The following is a 21671-nucleotide window of genomic DNA, read 5'->3' as shown; positions in this document are numbered from 1 at the left end:
CCGGGCCATGGCGAACACGCTTCGCGCCTTAGGCGCCGGCGCGGTTTGCTGCGCGCTCATGCTCGCTTTGCAGGCGAACAGGCTCGCGGCAAACCGTGCCGTTCCCCAGGCGTTTCGGACGGACCATCCACCGCTGCCGGTGTCCTCGGTGCCGGCTCTCGGTCACCGCAATCTCGCCGCCGATTGGCTGTGGCTGCGCTTCGTGCAGTACCTGGGCGACCACCGGATGCGCCAACGTCTGGGCTACACCGATAGCTACACTTTTATCGATGCCATCAACCGCCTGAATCCCCACTTTGAGCCCGCCTATCTGCTCGCCAATCTATCGGTGGCCTACGGCATGGGCAGGCCCGACTTGGCGGAGCGGCTTCTGGCCCGGGGCCTGCGCCACAACCCCGACAGCATTGCCCTTTGGCAGTTTCGTGGCTTTGTTCACTTTCTTTACTCCGGTAATCATCCCCTTGCCGTCAACTGCTTGCGCCGCGCGGCGGGGCTGGCCGCCGTCCGCTTCGGTGCAGCCGGACAGATCCTCGCCAACCAATGGTGGGTACTGTCGAAGCACCTCGAATCGGCACCGGCCGTCAACTGGACCCGACGAACTATTTGGCAGGAAATCTACGCCAATGCCGGTGACGGACCCACCCGCCGAGCGGCTCTCGCCCAGTTGCGCACGCTCGGTGTTGTGCCGGCCAAGGACGGTCGGCTGCGGGTGCAATATTCCCTCTATCCACCCACCGGTTACCTCAAATCCCTGGCAAACGGCCCACCGGCTCCGTAACTCACTATTCGATTGCGTGTGGATGCAAGTGGATTTCCCATTTTTATAGGATACACTTGCACCATCCTTGCGCCCTCGATGGAAGTTTGGCCTTCACGGCGGGTATCGCTCATTCAATGTAAAGCGTTGTATATTTCTGTGAATTCCTAGGGGAAAAGGCTGTTTCTGATCGCAAGTGTCGGCAATTTACAGCCGGTCGCGATTGCAAGCCACCATCCGCACGCAAAGGAGCGCGCGAGCCGCTATGCTCACCTTTGGCCAACTCGTCTACACCAGTGTCGCCGGACAGGGCTTTCAGTTGTTCGCCAGCGCCGGGGTGCCGCCGGAGGTGCGCAGGGTGTTTTTGGAGCAGGTGGTCGAGCGCCACTGGAATCCCTATGAACTGCCCCAGCAGGGTTATCGCTCGGTCTACCTGCACCAGGCCGGCTCCGGTCACCAGCTGTTCGGGTGGCTGTACGACGACGGCGGCGATGAATTTGGCCGTGGCCATGTACCGTATTTTCTGTGCTACTACCTCGAAGACACCCTCGACGCGACGAAGCTGGAGAACGTCTTCACCTGTCTGCAGCGGGGTCCGGCAGCGATCGACGATCGCCGCTGCTTGCCTGAGCGCATCGAAGCTGTGCCCGCACCAGACCTGTGGAGCTACCGGCCCGAGCGTCCCGGGGTGATGATTCCGGCGCAGGCGCGCACCGCCGGTCACCGGCTGCTGGAGGAGGGCCATCTGGTCCACCTGTACATCCCCGCGCCGCCGGAGGCCCTGGTACCGGCGCCTTCCTTGCAACCCGAGGCCGCCTCGCCTGCGCCGGCCGGGCGACGTCGGTTGACCTTGCCCCGTCTCGGGCTGGCGGTGGGGGTCGTGGGCCTGCTGGGGCTGGGGGGTGCCGGAGCGGCGCGCTACTGGCAGGACCGGCCGACCGAGCCGCAGGCCAGGAGCGCTGGCGCACTACCCGAACGGCTGGCTCGGGTGAACACGCCGCCCGCCTTGCCGCCGATACCGGCCGACCCCCCCGCCCAAAAGCGCGAGCTTGTGCGCCCCATCCCACCGCCTCGGGGGCCAAAGTCCCGCCCCGCACGCCCTGAAAAAACGGACGCGACCCGCAGCGAGGCTGCCGCCAGACCCGCCCGGTCCGCCCGCCCCTCCCCGGTGCTGCGCAAACGCAACACCGGCTCCGGCCGTAGGGTTGCAGCCTCCCCGGTCCGGGCGCGCAAAAAAGTGGTCCTCAAGTCGGAGCCCTCCCCGGTCACCAACACCCGACGGGATGCACCGCGCACCACCAACCGCACACGGCGCAGCGCCTACCTGGCCCGCGACGAAGCGCGGGCGGTGCGCCGGACAGAGTTGGAGTACGGACCTTCCCAGGCACTCGAGATTTATCTGGCCCGGGAGCGCGCCCAGGCCGCCGCCGATGCCGAGCGGATGTACGGCCTGTGGCGCAAAAATCGCAAGCGCTGATACAGTTTCGGGTTTCATGTGTCCGGTGTCCGTAAGTGCACCCCGATACCCATCCGCTTGCCAGTCATCCGCGCGCACGGGACAATACCGGTTAGTTGCTGGTAAATCTTTGTGAAGCATATCGCTCTGCTCGGCTCCACCGGCTCGATCGGCACCCAGACCCTCGATATTGTCGCCGAGTACCCGGAGCGCTTTGCTGTGACCGGCATGACCGCCCACAGCAATATGGAACTGTTGGCCGAGCAGATCCGCCGCTTCCGGCCCCAGGTGGTGGCGGTGGGCAGCGAGGCGAGGCGTGCGGCTCTGGCGGCCTTGCTGGCGGGTTTTGACGGCATGCCCGAAATGTTTGTCGGCGAAAAAGGCTGCTGCACGGTCGCTTCCCAGGCTCCCGCCGAAGTGGTGGTCACCGGCATCGTCGGTTGCGCCGGGCTGATGCCCACCCTGGCGGCCGTCGATGCGGGCCGGGATCTGGCCCTCGCCAACAAAGAGACGCTGGTGGCGGGTGGACCGGTGGTGATGCCGCGCATCCGCGCGCGGGGGGTGAAGCTGCTGCCGGTCGATTCGGAGCACTCGGCCATCTTCCAGTGTCTGCAGGGGGTGCCCGAGGGCGCTCTCAAGCGCATCTTGCTCACCGCCTCGGGCGGGGCCTTTCGCGACTGGCCGGTGGAGAAGCTGGCCGAGGCGACCACGGCGGACGCCCTCAAGCACCCCAATTGGGTGATGGGAGCCAAGATCACCGTCGATTCGGCCACCTTGATGAACAAGGGCCTGGAGGTGATCGAGGCGCACTGGCTCTTCGGGCTGGACTACGACCGGATCGAGATCGTCATCCACCCCCAGAGCATCGTGCACTCGCTCGTCGAACTGGCCGACACTTCGGTCGTCGCCCAACTCGGCTGGCCCGATATGCGCCTGCCGATCTTGTATGCCCTCAGTTGGCCCGAGCGCCTCGCCACCCCCTGGAAGCCTCTGGATCTCGCCCGGGTGGGCACCCTCACCTTCAAAGAGCCCGACCACGAGCGCTACCCCAATATGCGGCTGGCCTACCAGGCCGGGCGGGCCGGCGGCACCTACCCGACGGTGCTCAACGCCGCCAACGAAGAGGCCGTCGCCCAGTTTCTCCAAGAAAAAGTCCGCTTTCTGGAGATGTCGCGCCTGCTCGAAGCCACCCTCGAAGCCCACAAAAGCGCCGGCGAACCCGATCTCGACGATGTGTGCGGAGCCGATCGCTGGGCGCGCGAGCACGTGCGCTGGCTGGTGGAGCGCTCGCCGGCGCGGGTACTGATTTAAAGCTTGCCGATTTCCCGCCGGGAGACCACGACGGTGTGCTCCCAGCCGTCTACCTGAACGGTGATGCCGCCGAAGGCGCCGAAGCCGACGACAGTCGCGGTCTTGCCCACCAGGGCGCGGCCGAAACCGCGCGCCGGGCGGCCCGGGGGAGTTGGATTGGGGTCGATGCAGCGAACGCGGTCGCCGATGGCCAGTTGCATCTTCATGCAGTTCAACCTGGTGTCAGACAGTGTGAAACATATCCTAACGGCAGTTCGCCGCTGTGAGCCCAGGCTCTTTGCGCCGATTTTAGCTTTGTCCGCCGCATTTCCCCATCGCCGCAGGCTCGCGATCCCATAAAACATCCGCTCAGCTGCCGAACCTCGTCACGGTGAGAGTTCGGTGCCTTGGTTCGGCCGATTGTGCCTTGGCTTACGAGTCGAGTTAAGACTGCCGCAAACGCTGACCCCCGAGGCACACTGCGCTCCGTCGCCGAAGGCCGCGCGCCCGCGCAAGCCAGCCCTTGCACGGGCGCGCGTTGTCGAGAAATCAACTAAGAATTCTTAGTTGATTTCTCCGCTAAACGGATCGTCGGTGTCGAATTGCTCTTCTTCTGGATAGGGATCAAAGGGCTCCGTTTCCTCGCTGTCCGGCGGCACGTCCCCGGAAGGTTGCGGCTCAAGTTCCTCGGGAATTGCGGCCATCCAGAGGTCAGTGTCCGCAGACGAACTCCCCCTGTACGATTCTTCCGGAAGAATTTCCATCTGGTTGGGATGCGGTTCGGCATCGGGGTCGGGCTGCTCGTAAGTCTCTTCGGGAAGCGGCATCTCGATTCCCTCTGAAGGGGGCTCCCCTCGCTGCTCGTCGATGGACTGCTGGTATATGTCTTCGTAGCCGGGTGGGATGACTCCTGCGCCCTGGGCCATAAACTCGCCCATGGCACCGGTAAAGAGATCGTTGGTTTCTTCTGGCATCGTTGGCCTCCAGTTTGGATGGCTTGGTACTGGGCTGCCTAGGGAAAATATTGCCACTTCACAGTGCAAGTAAGTATAATTAGCGAACCTGCGTCGATGCAGAAACAGGAACTGCTGTCGGGCAAGGAACTGGTGACGACCCTGCAAAAGGGGGGAACGTGCTCTACATGCGCCACCCGCAGACCGACCCGAACCAGGCCGACACCGACACGGCCAATCTGGCCAACATCAAGGCGCAACGCCAGCTGACCCCTGAAGGTCAGGCACAGGCAAATACAAGCTGATTGCCCGCGTCCCGACTCCGGCCAGTTGGACCCGGGATTCCGCAGGTAGGTCGAGCGTCTGAAGTATTTTGGTTGGATGAGCCAGCCGCCTCCTGAAATTCAGGTCCAGAATCTCGACCACCTCGGCATCGTCGCCGGCATTATCGACGCTTTTGGCCTAGTCGAGGAGGTCGACCAACTTCTGAGCATTCACCCCCAAGAGATTGTCACCTGTGGCCAGGTGCTTAAGGGCCTTATCCTCAATGGCCTCGGCTTCGTCTCCGCACCGCTGTACCTGTTCGAGCAGTTCTTTGTTGGCAAAGCCACCGAGCACCTGATTGGTCCAGGCGTGCTGCCCGAGCACTTTAATGATGACCGGCTCGGCCGGGTACTCGACAAACTCTACGAGCAGGGCACCACCAAAGTCTTCGTACATCTGGCCCTCAAGGCTGCCAGGCATTTCGGCGTTCGGACCGGCAGTGTGCACCTAGACTCGACATCGTTCCATGTTGACGGCGAGTACACTCCAAAAGGACGGGTGGCCCCCCAAGCAGAAGACGAACCGCAGCCGATTGTCATCACCCACGGCTACAGCCGGGATCATCGCCCCGACCTCAAGCAATTCTTGTTGTCGATGATCACCAGTGGCGATGGCGATGTGCCGCTGTATCTGCGGGTGGGTAATGGCAACGCAGCGGACAAGGCCATCTTTGCCCAGATAATTCAGGATTTTCGGGCACAGTGGGACGTGGATGCCCTGTTTGTCGTGGACTCAGACCTTTACAGTGCTCAGAACTTGAGTGCGGTGCAAGCCATGCACTGGCTGAGCCGGGTACCCTCAACCCTCGCCGAAGTGAAACACCTGCTGGCCGCACTGAGCGATGAGCAGTTCGCGCCTGCCCAACCAGGCTACCGAGTCACCGAGGTAGGTAGCACTTACGCCGATATCCAACAGCGCTGGGTCGTGGTGGCAAGCGACGAGCGGCGCAAAAGCGACCTCGCGGCCCTGGACAAGAAACTCAATGAGTTGGAGGGCAAACTGGGCAAGGAACTGACGACGCTGTGCAAGACGGCCTTTGCCTGTGAAGCGGATGCACTGGAAGCGGCGGAGCGGTTCGCGGCCGGGTTGAAGTTCCATCTGCTCGGGGCAGTACGGGCCGTCGAGCAAGCCCGGCATGACAAAGCCGGGCGACCGGCGCGGGGCAGCAAACCCGAGAAGACGGGCGTGTGGCTGCTCTCGGCACAACTGGTGCGCAATCCGACGGCTATCGAACTGGAGCAGCACAGCGCAGGCAAGTTGGTGCTGGCGACGAATGTGTTAGACGAGCAGCAGCTTTCTACGGCTCAGGTGCTCTCGCAGTACAAAGCCCAGCAGTCAGTGGAGCGAGGCTTCCGCTTTCTCAAAGACCCACTGTTTTTCACCAGTAGTGTGTTTCTCAAGTCGCCCGAACGGGTAGAGGCGGTGGCGATGGTGATGGGGCTATGCCTGCTGGTTTACAGTCTGGGACAGCGGCAGTTGCGTTTAGCGCTCTCAGCAGCACAGCTGACGGTCAAAAGTCAGACCAAAAAGCCCACCGCGACGCCGACACTGCGGTGGATCTTTCAGGTTTTTCAGGCGGTGCATCTACTGGAAGTGGCAGGGGTGAAGCAGGTGTCGAACCTCAACGCGGAGCGTCGGCGCATCGTGGAGTGTCTGGGTCCGACCTGTGGGCAGTACTACTTGATGGGCTGAGGGAGAAGCGCATGAACCTCACTGCGAAGCGAGGGACAATTATCAAAAATGGAGAGAAAAGCTGTCCAGTGCGCTTGCCGCAGAGTGGTTTGATAGGCGCACATGAGTGGACAGTGCAGGGCGAATAGAGTTGGAGACTGGACCAGGAGCGGAAATTTCAAAAGTCACATCCGAACCTGCGGAATCAGGGTTGGACAGAGTGGGCAAGTCAGTACGTAGGCAAATAACCGCCTACAGCGAAGGCAAAGGTGAGCGCTGGGCGCGGATGAAGTCGCCCACGTAGGCTTCGGCCGGCTCATCGAGCAGCGCCTGCAAACTGCCCCGCTGGACAATCCGGCCGTCGCGCATCAACGCGATGCGGCCCGCGAGGTAGGCCGCCTCACCCATGTCGTGGGTGACCAGAATCACGGTTTTGCCGAGCCCGGCGAAGATCGCTTTGAGTTGGGTCTGCAGTTCGCTGCGGGTAATCGGGTCGAGAGCGCCCAGGGGTTCATCGAGCAGCACGATGGGCGGGTCGTTCATCAGGGCGCGCATCAACCCGACGCGCTGGCGCTGGCCGCCGGAAAGTTGGCGCGGGAAGCGTGCGAGTGCCGTAGCCGGAATCTGCACCAGTTCGCCCAACTCGGTCACCCGCCGGTCGATGGCCACAGGGGATTGTTTGAGATAGCGCGCAAGCAGCGTCACATTGTCGCGGGCGCTCAGGTGCGGAAACAGTCCCCCGTCCTGGATGACGTAGCCCAGATTTTGGCGCAACCTTTCGCTGTTCTGGGCGGTGAGGGTCTCGCCCGCCAGGCTCACGGTGCCGCTGTCGGGAATCACCAACCCGGCGACGACGCGCAGCAGCGTCGATTTGCCGCAGCCGCTCGGACCGATCAGGGCGGTGGTGCTGCCGGCTTCGCACGCGATGCTGGTCGGGTCGAGGGCCACCGTCTGGCCGTAGCGCTTGGAGACGGCCTGAACGTCGATCATGTCGGGTAGGCCACGCGCAGCACCTGGCCCGGTTCGGGATGGGCGACGGCGGCGGTGGTGCCGTCGGGCCAGCACACCTCGACCCCCTCGACACGGCCGACAGCTCCCAGGCCGAAATGGGCGACGGGTTCCATCTGGCAGAGATAGCCGCTGCCGCCGTCGATGAGGCGGCGTTGGCGGCGGCCTGCGGCTTCAAGCGTCACCACCGCCCCCCGGGCCGGGGCACCCTGGCGGGTGAGCGGCAGTACCCTGAGCCAGAAGTTGGCATTGGCCGGGCTTTTGTATAGCGTCAGCGGTTGGGCGTCCGATTCGCCGTGGCTCACCAGCAGTTCTAAAGAACCGTCGCCGTCGAAGTCGGCCACCGCCGCGCCGGTGCCCAGTCCCAGCGGTTCTGCCGCTGCTGCCGGGTCGAGGGGGATCCACTGTCCCTCGCGCCGGCCGAAGAGGCGATTTTCCTGGCCGATGTTGTTGAAGAAAATTTCTTCGTACCCGTCGTTGTCAAAATCCGCCGCGATCACCGTGCGCACCAGCGATGGGCAGATCATCGCCTTGGAAGTGACGTCGCGGTACGGCGCGTTCGCTTCGCGCACCATCATCCGGTGGGGGCCGTCCCAGTTGCCCCAGATCAGTCCGAAGTGCGCCCCCGCATCGAAGACGGCCACGCCGCGGCCGTTCTCGCGCGGGTCGGCCACTCCCCAGGCGTCCGCAGCTTCCGCGAACCGTCCACCGCCGATGTGGCGAAACAAAAAGTTCGCTCCCCGCTCGTTAGCCGCAAAGATGTCCGGTCCCTCGCCCACCAGCGGCCCGGCGACGAGCCCCCGGCCGCCGGTAACGAGGGCCACTCCCGCTTCCCCGGCCACATCGACCAGCCGACCCTCCTTATCCAGTTCGTACAGCCGCATCGGGCCGCCGTAGTTGGCCACCAAAAAGCCGTAGCCGCCGTCGCCCTTGCGGTCGAGGGCGGCTACCGAGCGACCCGCCGTCAAATTGAGCGCCTCCGCGTTCGCCGCTTCGCCGAATAGATCCCGCCACGCACCGTGGTTGCAGGCGAACAGCCGGTCGCCAAAGCGCTTGCGGCCGGCAAAGGTATCGGTATTGAGCACATAGATTTCTTCGCGCCCGTCCCCGTCGATGTCCCCCGCCGCCACGCCGATGGCCTGCCGCTCCGGGTCGGCCAGTACCGCGTCCGCGACATCGACCAGATGGGAGCCGTCCCACTTGAGCACCCGGTTGGCCGAGCCGAAACCGGCCACAAACGCTTCAAAAGCCCCGTCGCCGTTCACGTCGCACACCGCCACCCCGTAATGGAGCCGGGCGGGATTGTCCGCGATCCGGTCGCTGTGATCGATAAACATCACCTACCAGCCCCAGGTGCCGGCGCCGCCCTTAAAGGGACCGACGATGTCGCTGGTGATCCAGCCGCCGTAGAAGCCGCCCGGCTGGGGTGTCACCTTCTGGTCGCCCACGTAGCACTCGTCCATGCGGTTGGCATAGAACGCCAGATAGCCCTTCATGGGCATAAATTCGGGCGTCGGATTCTCGTAGCCCCAGGCCGCATCCTCGGCAGTTTTGAAGCCCGCCTTGACCGTCCAGTAGGTGGCCACCCCTTTAAATTCGCAAAATGACGAGCGGGGAGTGCGGATGAGAAATTCCATGCGGACATCTTCGGGAGGCAGGTAGTAGACCGGCGGATGGCTGGTCTCCAGCACCCGGTAGCCATGGGTGGTATCGGCGATCGTCTCGCCACAAAGGATGGCACGCAACCGCTTGGCGACGGGCTCCAGCCGGGGCGGCCGGGGATAGTCCCAGACAGACTCCTGGCCTTGTTTCGGTTCAACGCGCTGCGGATACACCATTATTTGCCGCCCCACGAGACATGGTTGCATCGTAACGTGAGAAGCCAGCATTATTCTCAGCCGGACGCCGCTTTTTGCTCCTGCGCTTCGATGTAAGCCAGGATCCGCTCGCGGTGATTGTACCGGAAAGTGTCACAGCGGTTATCATAATGACTGGGGTTCATTGCATAATGTGCGCACCCTCCCATACAGACAGGCAGTGCAAAACAACTTCTACATTCGGCGTCGGTAAAGGGATTGTACTTCAGCCATTTTTGCAGCCTGGTGTTGCAATTGTTGTAATCACTAATGTGCCCAATAACTTCCAGGGGATTTCCAACTGAATCCCAACACTTGTAAAGTTCGCCTTTGCTGCCGAGAACTATCTCGTTTGTGCGAACTGCTGTGCAGGGTGTACCAACGGATTTAGGCAACCAGGATTCTGCGAATTTGTAACGTCTGGCGGTGTCCATAAATGCTGACTCAATCTGCGCAAATTCCTGATTGGTCAAACAACAGGAGTGATACGCGGCAGAAGGGGTAGGAATACCATCATCAATGGAAACGAGTCGGCCCAAGTAAACCATGAGCTTGCCGCTTAATCCGTTGGCTTCCAAAATCTTGAGCAGGTCTTCAGCACGAGCAAAGTTGTGGCGGTCAATGTTCACACGAATACTGATTTTCAAATACTCAACTGCATGCCGCAGGTTCTCAATGATCCGATCAAACGTACCGCTACCACTACCACTCGCAAGCGGGCGCATACGATTGTGAATTTCAGGGGGGCCGTCTAACCCCACCTGTGCTCGATAAACATTTCGTTCTCTCAACTGCAAGCAGGTCTTTTCATCCAGTAAATAACCATTGGTAATTAGGGTAGCACTATAGTCAACATTGGCGGATTCACAGCGATGTATAAACTGATCAGACAACGCGAGCAGGGCATTTTTCCCAAGCAAAGGCTCACCGCCGAACCAAGTGACGCTAAAGCTATTAAGAGTCGGAAGCTTTTCATCAAGTAATTGCAAAAAGGCGATCTGAGTTTCCTTGGTTAAAATGGAAGGAGACTTGGCTTCGTAGCAGTAAGGACAGTCGAAATTGCACCCAAGGCTGGTGACTATTGTTGCAGCATAGTGGCGAGGATTTTGCTGGCTCGACTGATACCGCTTCTGCAGGAGAGCGTATTCTTCTTCGCCATCTGCAACTAACATTCGATAGACGACAAGCTTCAAAAGAAGCTCGGGAGAAATTTGAGCCTCGATCCCATTACAATATTGGTCAAGCGCCTCGCTATCTTTGTGGCTAATTTGAAGAAGTTTTCCACTAAAAGTGTTGAATATATAGTGCTTATCTCCGCGACGGATAGAAACATTGAATGGAGAAGGCTGCATCGCTGGTTAGCTTCCTTGGGAGCCAGAAAATTAGTAACCAATCAAGTCTACTGAGAATTGTCTTTGGCAGTGCAGCGATCTATTTCTGATCCATTTTTTGCGCGGCATGCAGGAGGTTGTTGATCCTGATGCTTAGGTCTGCATTCTGGTTCGCGCGCCTTCGTACTACAATCTGTTTCAACTGCATCTTTCGCTCTGCAATTGAGCACAGGTGCCAGGTCAAAAATTGTGTAAGTGTCCATATCTTCCTGTCGAAGAAGGACTGCAATCTTTTCAAGTTTTTCTTCGACATTCTTGTCGTAGGCATCTGCATCACCAACCGCTCGCGTAAGCGTCTCGATTTCATTTACTCGTCGTCTTAGTTCCGCTTCGCGCTCTTTCATGATTCTGCGCTGCTCCTAAAGGTTGTGCTTGCAAAACGTGGGTTGCTTTGCGCTGCCTGCTTTGCAACAGAGTCTTTGCACAGTCGTTCGTCGCCTTTGGCAGCAATTCGCTGGCTGTGAAGATAGTTGGTCAACCATTCACAGCCTCTTTCAATTAATATATCGGGTCGGCTTTCCCAGTTTGAAAAAGTTATAATCTGACCTTTTTCATCGGAGGCATAAATAATTTTGCTGTTGCTGCTAAACAGTACGCTGTTCACAGCTTCCGCTCTGCTTTTGAGAATACGGAAAAGTGTACCGTTTGGCTTCCAAAGCTTGATATCATTGCCAGCGGCCGTAGCGATCAACGCTCCATCTGGTGAATACGCAATACTGCGTATCTCAGTTTCGTGGGCTACAGTTTGCCAAAGCAATCTTCCATCTTTGTGCCACAACTTGAAATGGCCATCAACGCTACCGACAGCAATTATTCTACCATCCGGGCTTATACTTAAACTTCTAAGGCTATTGCCGCGATCTTCGATCGTTCTTTTTTTGGAACCATCAATGTTCCAAAGAATAAGTTTTCCGTCTGCTCCCCCAGAAATTATTTCTTGCCCGCTGGCAGTGAAAAACACTCTATTGACTTCACTAGAATGACCTTTTAGAACTCGAAGCTTTGTACCGTCAGCTTTCCACACAATAATATTTTTATCAGCTCCAGCTGAGACTAGATATTGACCATTAGGGCTAATGGCGACACTAAATACAGGTCTAGAATGCTCTCGCAGTGTCTGAATCAACTCTCCGCTTGTGTGCCAAAGCTTGATAGTTTTATCCCAGCCTGCCGAGGCAATCATTTTCTTGTCTGGGCTGATGCTAATATCGTGGACTGTACGGATATGCCCTCGGAGTGTGGAAATCTGTCTTCCATTATTTCCCCATATTTTGATAGTTCCATCACTCCCTCCTGCAATGAGAAACTGCTCTTGGGGGCCAAGCGCAATACTTCTGACTGGGTTCTCAAATGCCTGAAATGATGTATTAAAATTGGACAGTTTCCATATTCTCAAATTCGAGTCATCACCGCCTGTCACTAGGGTTCTGTCGCTGCGACCAAAGCTTAGACTGTTCACGGAGGCACTATGGCCCCTCAAGGTTCTTATCAGTGTCCCATCTACATGCCACAGCATGATAGTTCGATCGCTACTTCCAGTGGCAAAGGTTTGTCCGTCTTGACTAAACACCACATCATACACGCCATCGGTATGTCCTCTGACTGTGCGAATTAAAACTCCATTTAGTTGCCAGAGTTTTACTGTTTTATCCACACTAGCAGTCGCAATCATTTGACTGTTGGGACTGAATGTTACGCTTTCTATCTGCTCAGTGTGACCCTTGAGGGTTTTAGAGAGTATTCCGTCATCACGCCATACTTTGACGGTTTTATCTGCCGATGCCGAGGCAATCCATTTGCCATCGGGGCTGAATGCTACATCAATAACTTTGTCATTGTGACCAGTTAATGTTTTGATAAGTTTTCCATTAATTCGCCAGACTTTGATTGTGCCATCGTAGCTTGAAGTAACAATTTTCTGTCCGTCGGGGCTAAAGGATAAACCGGTGATTCTCTGAACATGTGCTGGAATAAACCTCAACCACTTCCCTTCTGCAAGCCAAAGGTTTAAACCTCCATTCAGGTTGCCTGTTGCGATAAGCCTTCCGTCTGGACTGTAGCTAACAGCCCTCACATCGCTGGTATCTGTGAATAGCGTTTTGAAGCTAGTACCATTGCTATTCCAAATTTTAACGGTCTTGTCAGCACTTGCCGATGCGATTGCTTTGCCATCCGGGCTATGGGCAATACTACTGATCCAACTTTTGTGGCCTACCAGTCGATTGAATTCAGAGATATTTCCCAAAATTCCTTGCAGCGTGCTTTCTGTCTGAACTCTGAGTTCCTCATTGGCTCCGATGGTTTTTTGAAGTAGTTTTTCAGCTTTGATGCTTGCGATCAAAGATTCGAGTTCACGGTGAGAGGCCAGATAACCCTCTGCGGAAGCATTGAGAGCTGCAATTTCACTTAGCTGTGATTTCTGCGTTTGCCAGTACGCTAGGGCTGCAAAACTTGAAGCAGTGATCCCAAGCACGACCATTACCAGCGCGACCATTTGAGCCCGACGCAGTTGGTTTTTCTCCTGCTGTTTCTGTTTGTGCTTCTCCTCGAGGCAAGCTTCTATAAAAGCCTGAACTTCGTGCGACAACTCGTCGCTGTGATGGGTGTAGATTTCTTCGGCCTCCGCGAGGCGCACACCGCGCAGCAAAAAGTCCGGCTGTTGGTCCCTTTGCTTCCACAGGGCCGCAGCCTGCTCAATCTGCCGCTGAAGCCTGAGGCGCGCCCGGTTTTCTTCGAGCCACCAACGCAGTGTCGACCAGTAGCGGATGAGTACTTCGTGGGCCACCTCCACCGTCACCTGCTGCTTGAACGCGTCGAGCGGCTCGGGTTCGGCGGCCGGAGCGCTTCCGCGGCTGCGCCCGGCGGGGGTGCTCTCGCTGAGACCCACCACCACCAGCTTTGCTGCCGTGAGAGCCTGCAGTGTCTGGGAGACCAGTTGTTCGGGGTATCTGGCCACGACCAGCTCGGAGCGGAGAATTCGCCTGCGGGTATCCTCGGTACCTTCTCCCAGTTGGGTGAGCGACAGGAAAATCCAACGCGCGCAAGCCTGGCCCTCGGGCCCGAGCGCGCCGTAGATCGCCTGGGCTTTGGTCTCCAGGGCGCCTTTGAGGCCACCGATTTCCTGCTGGTAAGCGCTAAGGGTGAGCTGACTGTTCTGGCGCTTTTCCCAGAGTTGCTCCAGGACAAATTCCAACAGCGGCAACTCGCCTGGCGACTGGTTGAGTTCTTGCAGTAGGACCTCGACCAGTTCCGGTTCGACTCCAAGGCCAACTTTGTGGGCGGGCTTGACGATGAGGCTGCGGTACTCTTCTTCGCTAAGACAGGGGGGCACCAGCGCGCTCGCCGCCTGGACCAGCGGAGCGAGGGCGGCTACCTCCAGGCACGGGGCGATAAAATCCGCCCGCACGGTGATCACCAGCTTGAAGCGGTCGGCGGCACAGGCAAGTGCCCCCAGCAGCACATCCAGAAATATCTGGCGGTCTGTAGCCGATGCGAGGGTAAAAAGTTCTTCGAACTGATCGACCACCAGCACCACCATCGGCTCCGGCCGGGTGCGCAGCCACTGCACCAGCCCGTCCGCTCCCAGGTGCAGCAAGCCTTCGATCTGCTGCTGCCGCCTGTGCCGCTCGTGCTGGTCGGTGGCGTCCGCCAGGCGCCAACTGAGCGCTTCGAGAGGATGGGCGCCGGGGCGGAAGCCCTGGACCCACCAGCTCTGGGAGCCGGGTAACTGCCTGCCCAGGCGCAGTTGAGCGACCAGCCCGGCATGGACGACCGAGGACTTGCCCGAGCCGCTCGCTCCGACCACGGCCAGAAACGATTCGCCCGCCAGATGCTGCAGCAATTCCTGGGTAAGCGTCTCGCGGCCGTAGAAGTACGGGGCGTCCTCCTCGCCGAAGGCGCGCAAGCCCATGTAGGGGCACACCCCCAGGTCCATGGGAACGCCCTCGCCGGAAGCAGCCAGGTTCGTGGGCAATACTTCGATCACCCCGGGCGGCCCGGACAGCTCCACAAACAAGCCTGTCCCGGTGCCCGCGACCGCCTGCTGTAGTTGGGAGGCCCACTTGGCCGCCGATAGACCGCCCTGGGGCTCGCTCGCCTCCAACGCGTCCAAAAGTGCTCGGCTAAACGCCTCCGGATCGGCAGCCGCCCCGGCGATCAGGCACTGGGTGCGCTGGGGGGCGACGCGCAGCACTTCTACCCATTGTTCGAGAATCTCGATGCTGCCCGGACAGTCGAGCACCACCAGCTGCTGCCCGCCGCCCTGACCGTGCATCTGCCGGCGAAGCCACAGCAAACTCACGCGCACCCCATCGCCCAGCACCAGCCAGCTTTCGCCCTCGGCACTAGTCTCCAGCCGCCCGCGCAAATAAATCAGCAGCGTCTCGGCGCTGGAGGCAAAAGTCGGCAAAGTCGAGTTCAGGCGAAGACCCGAGCGGAGCATCTCGCGCACCTGAGCCGGATCGGCCCCGCTGCGGCGGTTCCAGTACTTCACCTCGAAGCCGCCCTGCTGACTAAGTAACTTGCTGAGGGCGAGGGGTGTTTCTTCCTCTCCCGCAAGTCCGTTGATGACCAGAGCCCGCCGCAGGTGGAGCGGCTGCGGATCGGTGGGCCGCACGCCCAAAATCAGCTCCCCTACCCCTTCGACAATGCGCTTGGGTACCTGCAGGGCGTACTCCGGGTGCAACTCGCCGCCGCGGCGCAGCTTCTGCAGATTTTCGAGGCGCGACTGCTGGTTGATGTTGTCGATGTAGCGCAGCGTCTGGTGGTAGACGTAGCGGTACAGCCCGTCCATCTCAATGAGGCCGCGGGCGTTGGCCGCCTCGCCGCGCAGGCCACGGATCAAAAAGTAAGTGAACACCCCATGGCCCAGGCCTGGAAATTCCCACGACTGCTGGGATTGCTCACAGGCTAGCAGCGCGTAGAAGCCGCGGCTTTGGGCGGCACGCTCGCGCAGCAACTCCTCCATACCCAAGATTGTCCCGGCAGGCAGAGCCTCGGCGGTCTGCTCCCGGTTGCGCAAACTCAGCCCGCCGCTGTGGCAGGCGTCGAGCCAGACCAGCTGCTGGGCGGCCCGGCAGCGCCCCAGACTTTCGAGCAACCGCCGCATCGTCAGTCCGCTGCCGCAGAGATCCGCCAGGCGGGTGTCCGCCAGGCAGAGCACCGCCTGCCTGCTTGCAGCGTCGATGGCACCGTGGCCGCAGAAATAGAACAGCACCGTGTCCTGGGGGCCGGCCTCGGCGATGAGCCGCTCCAGGCTCGCGTCGACCGCCTTGCGCGTCGGCAGGTCGGTTGCATAGTCGTGGTGCCACAACAGCTGCTTGTTCGGAAAAGTGCGGGTCGCTTCGAGCAGCGCTTCGCCGATACCCTGGCAGTCGGGGGCGCAAAAGCGCAACGGCGGCAAAGCCCGGTCCTGGTACTGATTGACTCCGACCAGCAATAGCCAGAGCTTGCCCTCGCCGGTGGTGAGGGCGCGGATGGTGCGGCTAACCCGGATTCCCTGCGGCATAAGCAAAAGCGATCTTCATAAACCCTTAGCAAGGTGCGAACTTGTTTATGCAATCGAGCCGCCCTTGACCTTGGCGATGGATAAACAATACCACCGCAACCGGCAAGCGAAGACAAAAGAAAAGACTATGCTGGACCGAGCAATCGCGTGCCCTTTTTTGTCGGCCAGTATCCATCTAGCACTCGATCGCATCACGCGCCTCCCTGTCCTGCGGGAGGATCTGTCCCCAGACAGGCAGGTTGGGCACCAGCTATGGGCAAACCTCCTTCTTGAGGAGGAGTGTATTCATTTTGTCAGAATTGGATCATGGTAGGAACGTAGTTTCCATCTTCACTGGAGATCCTTATGAAGACGCACATCGCCGGACTGCTTGCTCTGGGGCTTTTGCTGTCGGCTGCGCCCGGCATGGCCCAGACGACCACCCCCTACGGCGGTAGCAGTTCGACCACCCCCAGCAACCCGCGCTCTAACCCGACCACCGACGAGAGCGGCCCGCGCAGCACCGAGCCGCGCACCGACGCCACCCCGAGCGCCGGGACCCCCGCGGCCGAGCGCCCCGGCAGTTCGATGGACCCGATGACCCGTCCCGGTAGCTCGATGGACAGCAAAAATAAGATGCAGCCCACGACCCCGAGCAGCGGCAACCCGCGTTCCAACCCGATGAACGACAAGAGCGGTCCGACCAGTGAGCCGCGCACCGACGCCACCCCGAGCGCCGGGACCCCCGCGGCTGAGCGCCCGAACACTTCGATGGACCCGATGAAGCCCGACACCTCCACGAAAAAGTCGAACAAGACTTCTTCCGGCATGGGCAAAAGCTCCGATCGCGTCGATGTCACGCGTACCACCGACCTGCCCGAGAGCCAGAGTCGGTCCAATGACGCCGTCATCGCCGATCCGCCCTCCGGTGTGAGCAACACCGACCCGAACTTGCAGCCCAAGAGCACCACCCGCCCAGCGGGCGAACCTAAACCCAAGCCGTAGCGATTGACACGAGCGGCTTGATAGGGGCATCCCGTCCGGGGTGCCCCTTTTGCATACCCGAGGGGATCCCGTCCGTACGGGGGGCACGGCTTTAGAAGCGTGTAGTATTCTGGCAACACAGGCGCAAAAGCCCGAGTCACTCTCACCTCTCCACTGATTTACCGCCGGGGATCTCGCAATGAACCATCTGCCAGCCGTCTTCAAACCGTTTTTGGTCCTGGGTCTTGCTTTGACCCTTACTCCGCTCGCCGGGCATTGGCTGGCGACCCAGACGCCGTGCCAGGCGACCCGCGCCGTGGCCAAAGCCGTCTCCACCGAATTGCGCGAGACCTTTAACCCGGGCAAGCTGGTGCGCTGGGGCCAAAGCGCCCTGGCCCTACCCGCCCGGGTGGGGGATTTGTTCAGACCCGAGGAGCCGACGGTGGATGCCGAAGCGCTCGGGGCTTTCAACATGCGCCTCTCCTGGCAGATCCGCCGCTACCACGACCTGTACTTTGACCGGGTGAGCGCCGGGGAGTACACCGTGGTCGCCTACGAGATCGGCGCCGATGGCCACGTCTACAACGCCCGCGTCGTACCTGAGTACACTTCGGTGCCCCTCGATACCGCCCAACTGGCCGTCGAGACGGTGCGCAACCTCGACAACCGCCTGCCGTCACTGCCGGCCGACGTGCGCTCGGTGTCGGTGATGGAGCTTTTCTGGCACGGTGGCCGCCTCGACAGCGAGGGCTCGATGGTCGATTACCTGAGCACGCTGCCCGACGGTCGCCTCATCCAGCCGCGCACAGGTTCGTTTTAAGCACCTACATAAAAGACCTGACCCTACGGGTGCGCCTCGCGGCCGTAGGGTTCTTGCACGAAGCCATACTTGAGTAAGTAAGCGCCCAGATCCAGTTCTTCTTCGATCAGCGCGGCGTGACCGCTGTAGGGCAAGATTTCGACGCGCGCATCGGGCAGTCGCTCGGCCAGCCACTGCACTTCCTGTACCGAGGGCAGCAACCGGTCCATCCGTCCCCCCAACAGCAGCGTCGGCATCGAAAGCCGGTGCAGTTGTCCGTCGCAGTCGCATCGCTGCATCAGTTCGAGGCGGTGGAGAATCGTGTCGCGCGAGACCAGGCGCACCGTGGCCAGCAGCGTGCGGCGGTCCTCCGGGGTAAGGCGGTTGGTGGCGCTCAAAAACGGCAGAAACACCACAGCGGCGACCTGCAGCGACACCGCCGGCAGCAGGGCCAGCCAGCGCGCGCCCTGGTTCAGCCAGATCTGCCGCCGCCAGGAGGTGGCCGGGTTGACCAGCACCAGCCGATCGAAAGCCTCCGGCCGCTCGATGGCTGCGATCATCGCCAGGCACCCGCCGAAGGATTCGCCGCACAAAATGATTCGGCGGCCGGGGTGAGCGGCAATCAGCTCGTCTACCCGGGCAATCAGGTCGGGCCACTCGCCGCGGTCGTCCACCGGAATCGACAGGGCAGTGACGTCGCAGTAGGCAGCGAGCTTGAACTCCTGCTGAAAAAAGAGCTTGCCCGTGCCGTCGAGGCCCGGCAAATAGACCAGCAAAGGCCGCTCGCTCAGCATGGGTGGCGACCTCCAGGGAGGGTCAACTCGCGCGCGGCATTTTCCAGCTCGGCCGCCAGGGCGGCGGTGACGACAGCCGCCTCCCCGCCGCGGTAGCGGGCAACCTCCTCCGGGCGGATCCGGCGCGGCGCCCCGACGCGCAATTCGACCTGTTCGTAGAGCACGTAGGGATGCCAGCCCGCCTTCTGGAACATCGGTTCGCTGCCGTCGAAGAGGCTCAGAAGCCGCAGGGGTACCAGAGGACCGCTCGCTTCGCGCTTGGAGACGATGGCCACCGGCACAATCGGCAGATGCTCGATGCCGCTGCGCAAAGCCAGATGGGCAAAACCCCGCCTGAAGGTCGCCACCTGGCCCGGCCGACTGTGGGCGGCAATCAGCTGCGCCCCCTCCGGGAAGATGGCCACGTGGGTACCGCTCAGCAAATAGCGGCTCGCCTGGCGAAACAGCGTCGACCAGCCCTGCCCCGCCGGACCGAGGTGAAAACCGCCCAACTGGCGGACCAGTTCGTTGACTACCGGTACCTGGCCCAGGTAGTGGTGACAGACCAGGCGCACGGGTGAGCCCATCGAGCGCACCAACAGCGGCGCGTCCAAGAAACTGCGGTGGCTGCTGACCACCAGCAGGCAGCCTTCGCCCGCAGGCAAGGGCCGCTCGCAGCGCACGCGCAGTTGGGTGCCGAAGGCTTCGAGCATCCACTGGGCCAGATCGACAGGGGACAGGGTGGGCAGTGCGAGCATGTCTAAACACCGGATCTGCGGACGTTCGTTCATCCTAGTCAACCGCCGCAAAAGGCGGTTAGATGCCGTAGATGGAGATCTATTCTTCATATCTATTCTAAAATTGACACCAACGGTGGTTTTACCGGGAGGGATCATGGTCATTTTTTGGGCTTTGCTGGCCGTCGGCTTTGTGGCGTGCGTGACCATCGGTTCGGTTGCCTGGTACAGCTCGAAGCGCCCGGCAGGTTGGGAAGGCAGCGAGCCCCCCGGTTGGGTGAACAAGATCACCCCCAAGAACCTGCGCGACAGCGGCGACGGCGACGGCAACGGCTAGCTTGAGACGACCGACGTTGAGCGAGCGAAGAGCGATGTCGAGCGCCACTGTCACTCCGACCAAGCCGGAAACCAGCGTCAAGGCCCTCAAGCCCTGGAAGGTCATCGTCCTCAACGACGACTTCAATACTTTCCAGCACGTGGCCAACTGCCTGGTCAAGTACATCCCCCACATGCACCCCGATCGCGCCTGGAAGCTGACCCAACAGGTGCACAGCGAAGGGCGGGCGATTGTCTGGGTTGGCCCGCTCGAACAGGCGGAGCTTTACCACGAGCAACTGTCGCGCGAGGGACTGACGATGGCCCCCTTAGAGCAGGCTTAAGGGCCGTCCGCCGCCAGAAACGGCAGCAATCCCAACGCGAGGGTCTCCGCATCGACGCCCAGGACGGTGTGTCGGGCGGCAAGCCACTCTCCCGCCGCCGCGTGCCACCAGACGGCGCCGAGCACGGCGGGTTCTGGATTCTCGCACTGGGCGAGCAGGGCACCGAGAAGCCCGGCGAGCACATCGCCCGAACCGCCGCGGGCGAGGGCGGGGGAGCCGCCGGGATTGACCCACACCTGGCCGCTTGGGGAAGCGACCACCGTGCGCGCCCCCTTGAGCACGATCCAGGCGTGGGAGCGAAGGGCGGCGGTGCGGGCGGCTCCCTGGCGATCGGCAAGGGCAATGTCCGGAAAAAGCCGCTTGAATTCCCCCGGGTGCGGGGTGAGTACTGTCGGGGCCGCGCGCTGCGCAAGCACCTCCAGTTGACCTGCAATCAAATTGAGACCGTCGGCGTCGAGCACCAGGGCGCCCGCTGCTTCGCGCGCCAGGCGAAGCACCAGGGCCTGCTCGGCTTTGCCCAATCCCGGGCCGCAGACCACCGCATCGAACTTTTCGAGGTCTACCCCCGGCAAATCGGCGAGGGCGCCGTTTTCGGCTTGCGGGCAGGGATGAACAATCGCCTCCGGCAGCCGCGCCGCCACCCGGTCCGCCAGTGATTCGGGCAGGGCCAGATAGAGCATGCCGGGACCGCCCGAGCGGGCCCCCAGCGCCACCAGCGTTGCAGCGCCCCCGTACTGGCGCGATCCCGCCACCGCGAGCAGCGTGCCGACGCTGTACTTGTGGGCTGTGGCCGGGCGCGCCAACGGCAGCCCGGCGCGGGCCGCATCGGGCAACAGCAGCCGGGCCGAGCGGTGATCCTCCCCCAGAACCGAGCGCACCTGCGCTTCGCTAAATCCGATCTCGAGGCGCACAGGCACCCCGAGCCAATCGAGCGCCGCATCCTGCCACAGCCCCCGCTTCCACAGACCCAGGCAGTAGGTGCGCGCCGCCCGCACCGCGAGGCCGCCCAGAGCCTCACCGGTCTCGCTCGAAAGCCCCGAGGGCAGATCGACGGCGGCCACCGGCACCCCCGAGGCATTCACCTGCGCCATCAGCCCGGCGTAGGGTTCGGCGACGGGCCGCTCCAGACCAAAGCCGAACAGGCCGTCGACCCACAAATCCACCCCCGGCTCCTCAGGGACTGCACCGGTGTGCACCCTGCCCCCCAGCGACTGAAAGTAATCAAGGTGCGCCCGGGCGAGGGGTTTGATGGGCGGTCTCGGGCAAAAGACCTGCACCGATCGCCCGACCAGCCACAGTTCGCGCGCCACCACCAGGGCGTCGCCGCCGTTGTGGCCGGGACCCACGAGCACCCCCACCCGCGGATAACCCCCGGCCGGATAGTCGGCGGCAATCGCTGCCGCCAGCCGCAGGCCCGCTTTTTCCATCAAAGCTTCGACGGGCATCCCCGCGGCAAACAGCGCCGCTTCGAGCTGCTGCACCTGGGCGGCACCGACGAGAGTGCAGGCGCAAAGCCCGCTCACAACCC

General features: G+C 61.2%; 20 protein-coding genes. 9 read left to right on the top strand and 11 right to left on the bottom strand.

What is annotated here, in order from left to right; genetic code table 11:
• Positions 1-7 precede the first annotated feature (7 nt).
• From GLL_RS11665 to GLL_RS11655, 3 genes are all read left to right on the top strand, one after another.
• The gene (locus tag GLL_RS11665; RefSeq protein ID WP_011142251.1) at positions 8-778 is read left to right on the top strand and encodes a hypothetical protein; all 771 of its coding nucleotides are present in this window, start codon (positions 8-10) and stop codon (positions 776-778) included.
• Between the two features lie 244 nt (positions 779-1022).
• Positions 1023-2234 (top strand): hypothetical protein, encoded by a 1212-nt coding sequence (locus tag GLL_RS11660; RefSeq protein WP_164928973.1) that lies wholly within the window; start codon positions 1023-1025, stop codon positions 2232-2234.
• Between the two features lie 111 nt (positions 2235-2345).
• On the top strand, positions 2346-3524 hold the full coding sequence (locus GLL_RS11655) for a 1-deoxy-D-xylulose-5-phosphate reductoisomerase (RefSeq protein ID WP_011142249.1): 1179 nt from the start codon (positions 2346-2348) through the stop codon (positions 3522-3524).
• Here the strand turns inward: GLL_RS11655 and GLL_RS11650 are convergent.
• Positions 3521-3730 carry a hypothetical protein gene (locus GLL_RS11650; RefSeq protein WP_164928972.1) on the bottom strand — a complete coding sequence of 70 codons (210 nt, stop codon included), beginning with the start codon at positions 3728-3730 and terminating at the stop codon, positions 3521-3523. The genes GLL_RS11655 and GLL_RS11650 overlap by 4 nt on opposite strands.
• A 336-nt stretch (positions 3731-4066) precedes the next feature.
• Positions 4067-4477, bottom strand: coding sequence for a hypothetical protein (locus tag GLL_RS11645; protein WP_164928971.1), 411 nt, complete (start codon positions 4475-4477; stop codon positions 4067-4069).
• 158 nt (positions 4478-4635) lie between these two features.
• Between GLL_RS11645 and GLL_RS23470 the strand changes: the two genes are divergently transcribed.
• Positions 4636-4761, top strand: a complete 126-nt coding sequence (locus GLL_RS23470) for a hypothetical protein (protein WP_269446151.1) — start codon at positions 4636-4638, stop codon at positions 4759-4761.
• Between the two features lie 76 nt (positions 4762-4837).
• Positions 4838-6472 carry an IS1634 family transposase gene (locus GLL_RS11640; protein ID WP_011142246.1) on the top strand — a complete coding sequence of 545 codons (1635 nt, stop codon included), beginning with the start codon at positions 4838-4840 and terminating at the stop codon, positions 6470-6472.
• A gap of 231 nt (positions 6473-6703) precedes the next feature.
• Here the strand turns inward: GLL_RS11640 and GLL_RS11635 are convergent, their stop codons facing one another.
• From GLL_RS11635 to GLL_RS11610, 6 genes are read right to left on the bottom strand one after another with little or no spacing between them, the layout of a single operon-like run.
• Positions 6704-7441 (bottom strand): ATP-binding cassette domain-containing protein, encoded by a 738-nt coding sequence (locus tag GLL_RS11635; RefSeq protein WP_011142245.1) that lies wholly within the window; start codon positions 7439-7441, stop codon positions 6704-6706.
• Positions 7438-8796 (bottom strand): CRTAC1 family protein, encoded by a 1359-nt coding sequence (locus tag GLL_RS11630; RefSeq protein WP_164929676.1) that lies wholly within the window; start codon positions 8794-8796, stop codon positions 7438-7440. Before GLL_RS11630 ends, GLL_RS11635 begins: the two co-directional genes overlap by 4 nt.
• 3 nt (positions 8797-8799) lie before the next feature.
• Positions 8800-9297, bottom strand: a complete 498-nt coding sequence (locus GLL_RS11625; protein ID WP_011142243.1) for a DUF427 domain-containing protein — start codon at positions 9295-9297, stop codon at positions 8800-8802.
• A 56-nt stretch (positions 9298-9353) separates the two neighbouring features.
• Positions 9354-10667 carry a radical SAM/SPASM domain-containing protein gene (locus tag GLL_RS11620; protein ID WP_011142242.1) on the bottom strand — a complete coding sequence of 438 codons (1314 nt, stop codon included), beginning with the start codon at positions 10665-10667 and terminating at the stop codon, positions 9354-9356.
• Positions 10668-10714: 47 nt separating this feature from the next.
• Positions 10715-11050, bottom strand: coding sequence for a hypothetical protein (locus GLL_RS11615; protein ID WP_164928970.1), 336 nt, complete (start codon positions 11048-11050; stop codon positions 10715-10717).
• Positions 11047-16212, bottom strand: a complete 5166-nt coding sequence (locus GLL_RS11610; RefSeq protein WP_011142241.1) for an eIF2A-related protein — start codon at positions 16210-16212, stop codon at positions 11047-11049. Before GLL_RS11610 ends, GLL_RS11615 begins: the two co-directional genes overlap by 4 nt.
• A gap of 345 nt (positions 16213-16557) precedes the next feature.
• On the opposite strand from GLL_RS11610, the gene GLL_RS11605 reads away from it, so the two are divergent.
• Positions 16558-17196, top strand: a complete 639-nt coding sequence (locus tag GLL_RS11605) for a hypothetical protein (protein WP_011142240.1) — start codon at positions 16558-16560, stop codon at positions 17194-17196.
• 178 nt (positions 17197-17374) lie between these two features.
• Entirely contained in the window at positions 17375-17995 is a 621-nt protein-coding gene (locus GLL_RS11600; protein ID WP_011142239.1) for a hypothetical protein, read from the top strand.
• Positions 17996-18018: 23 nt separating this feature from the next.
• Here GLL_RS11600 and GLL_RS11595 read toward each other — a convergent pair whose 3' ends face one another.
• Both GLL_RS11595 and GLL_RS11590 read right to left on the bottom strand, forming a co-directional pair.
• Positions 18019-18768, bottom strand: a complete 750-nt coding sequence (locus GLL_RS11595) for an alpha/beta fold hydrolase (protein WP_011142238.1) — start codon at positions 18766-18768, stop codon at positions 18019-18021.
• Positions 18762-19505 (bottom strand): lysophospholipid acyltransferase family protein, encoded by a 744-nt coding sequence (locus tag GLL_RS11590; RefSeq protein ID WP_011142237.1) that lies wholly within the window; start codon positions 19503-19505, stop codon positions 18762-18764. The genes GLL_RS11595 and GLL_RS11590 overlap by 7 nt, the downstream gene beginning before the upstream one ends.
• A 136-nt stretch (positions 19506-19641) precedes the next feature.
• Between GLL_RS11590 and psb35 the strand changes: the two genes are divergently transcribed.
• Complete coding sequence (gene psb35, locus GLL_RS11585) at positions 19642-19821, top strand: photosystem II assembly protein Psb35 (RefSeq protein ID WP_164928969.1); 180 nt, start codon at positions 19642-19644, stop codon at positions 19819-19821.
• Positions 19822-19855: 34 nt separating this feature from the next.
• On the top strand, positions 19856-20143 hold the full coding sequence (gene clpS, locus GLL_RS11580) for an ATP-dependent Clp protease adapter ClpS (protein ID WP_011142235.1): 288 nt from the start codon (positions 19856-19858) through the stop codon (positions 20141-20143).
• Here clpS and GLL_RS11575 read toward each other — a convergent pair.
• Positions 20140-21666 (bottom strand): NAD(P)H-hydrate dehydratase, encoded by a 1527-nt coding sequence (locus tag GLL_RS11575; protein WP_011142234.1) that lies wholly within the window; start codon positions 21664-21666, stop codon positions 20140-20142. The genes clpS and GLL_RS11575 overlap by 4 nt on opposite strands.
• Between the last annotated feature and the right edge of the window lie 5 nt (positions 21667-21671).

It is taken from the genome of Gloeobacter violaceus PCC 7421 (assembly GCF_000011385.1).
GTDB classification, from domain to species: Bacteria; Cyanobacteriota; Cyanobacteriia; order Gloeobacterales; family Gloeobacteraceae; genus Gloeobacter; species Gloeobacter violaceus.
This window is presented reverse-complemented; position numbering and strand designations above follow the sequence as displayed.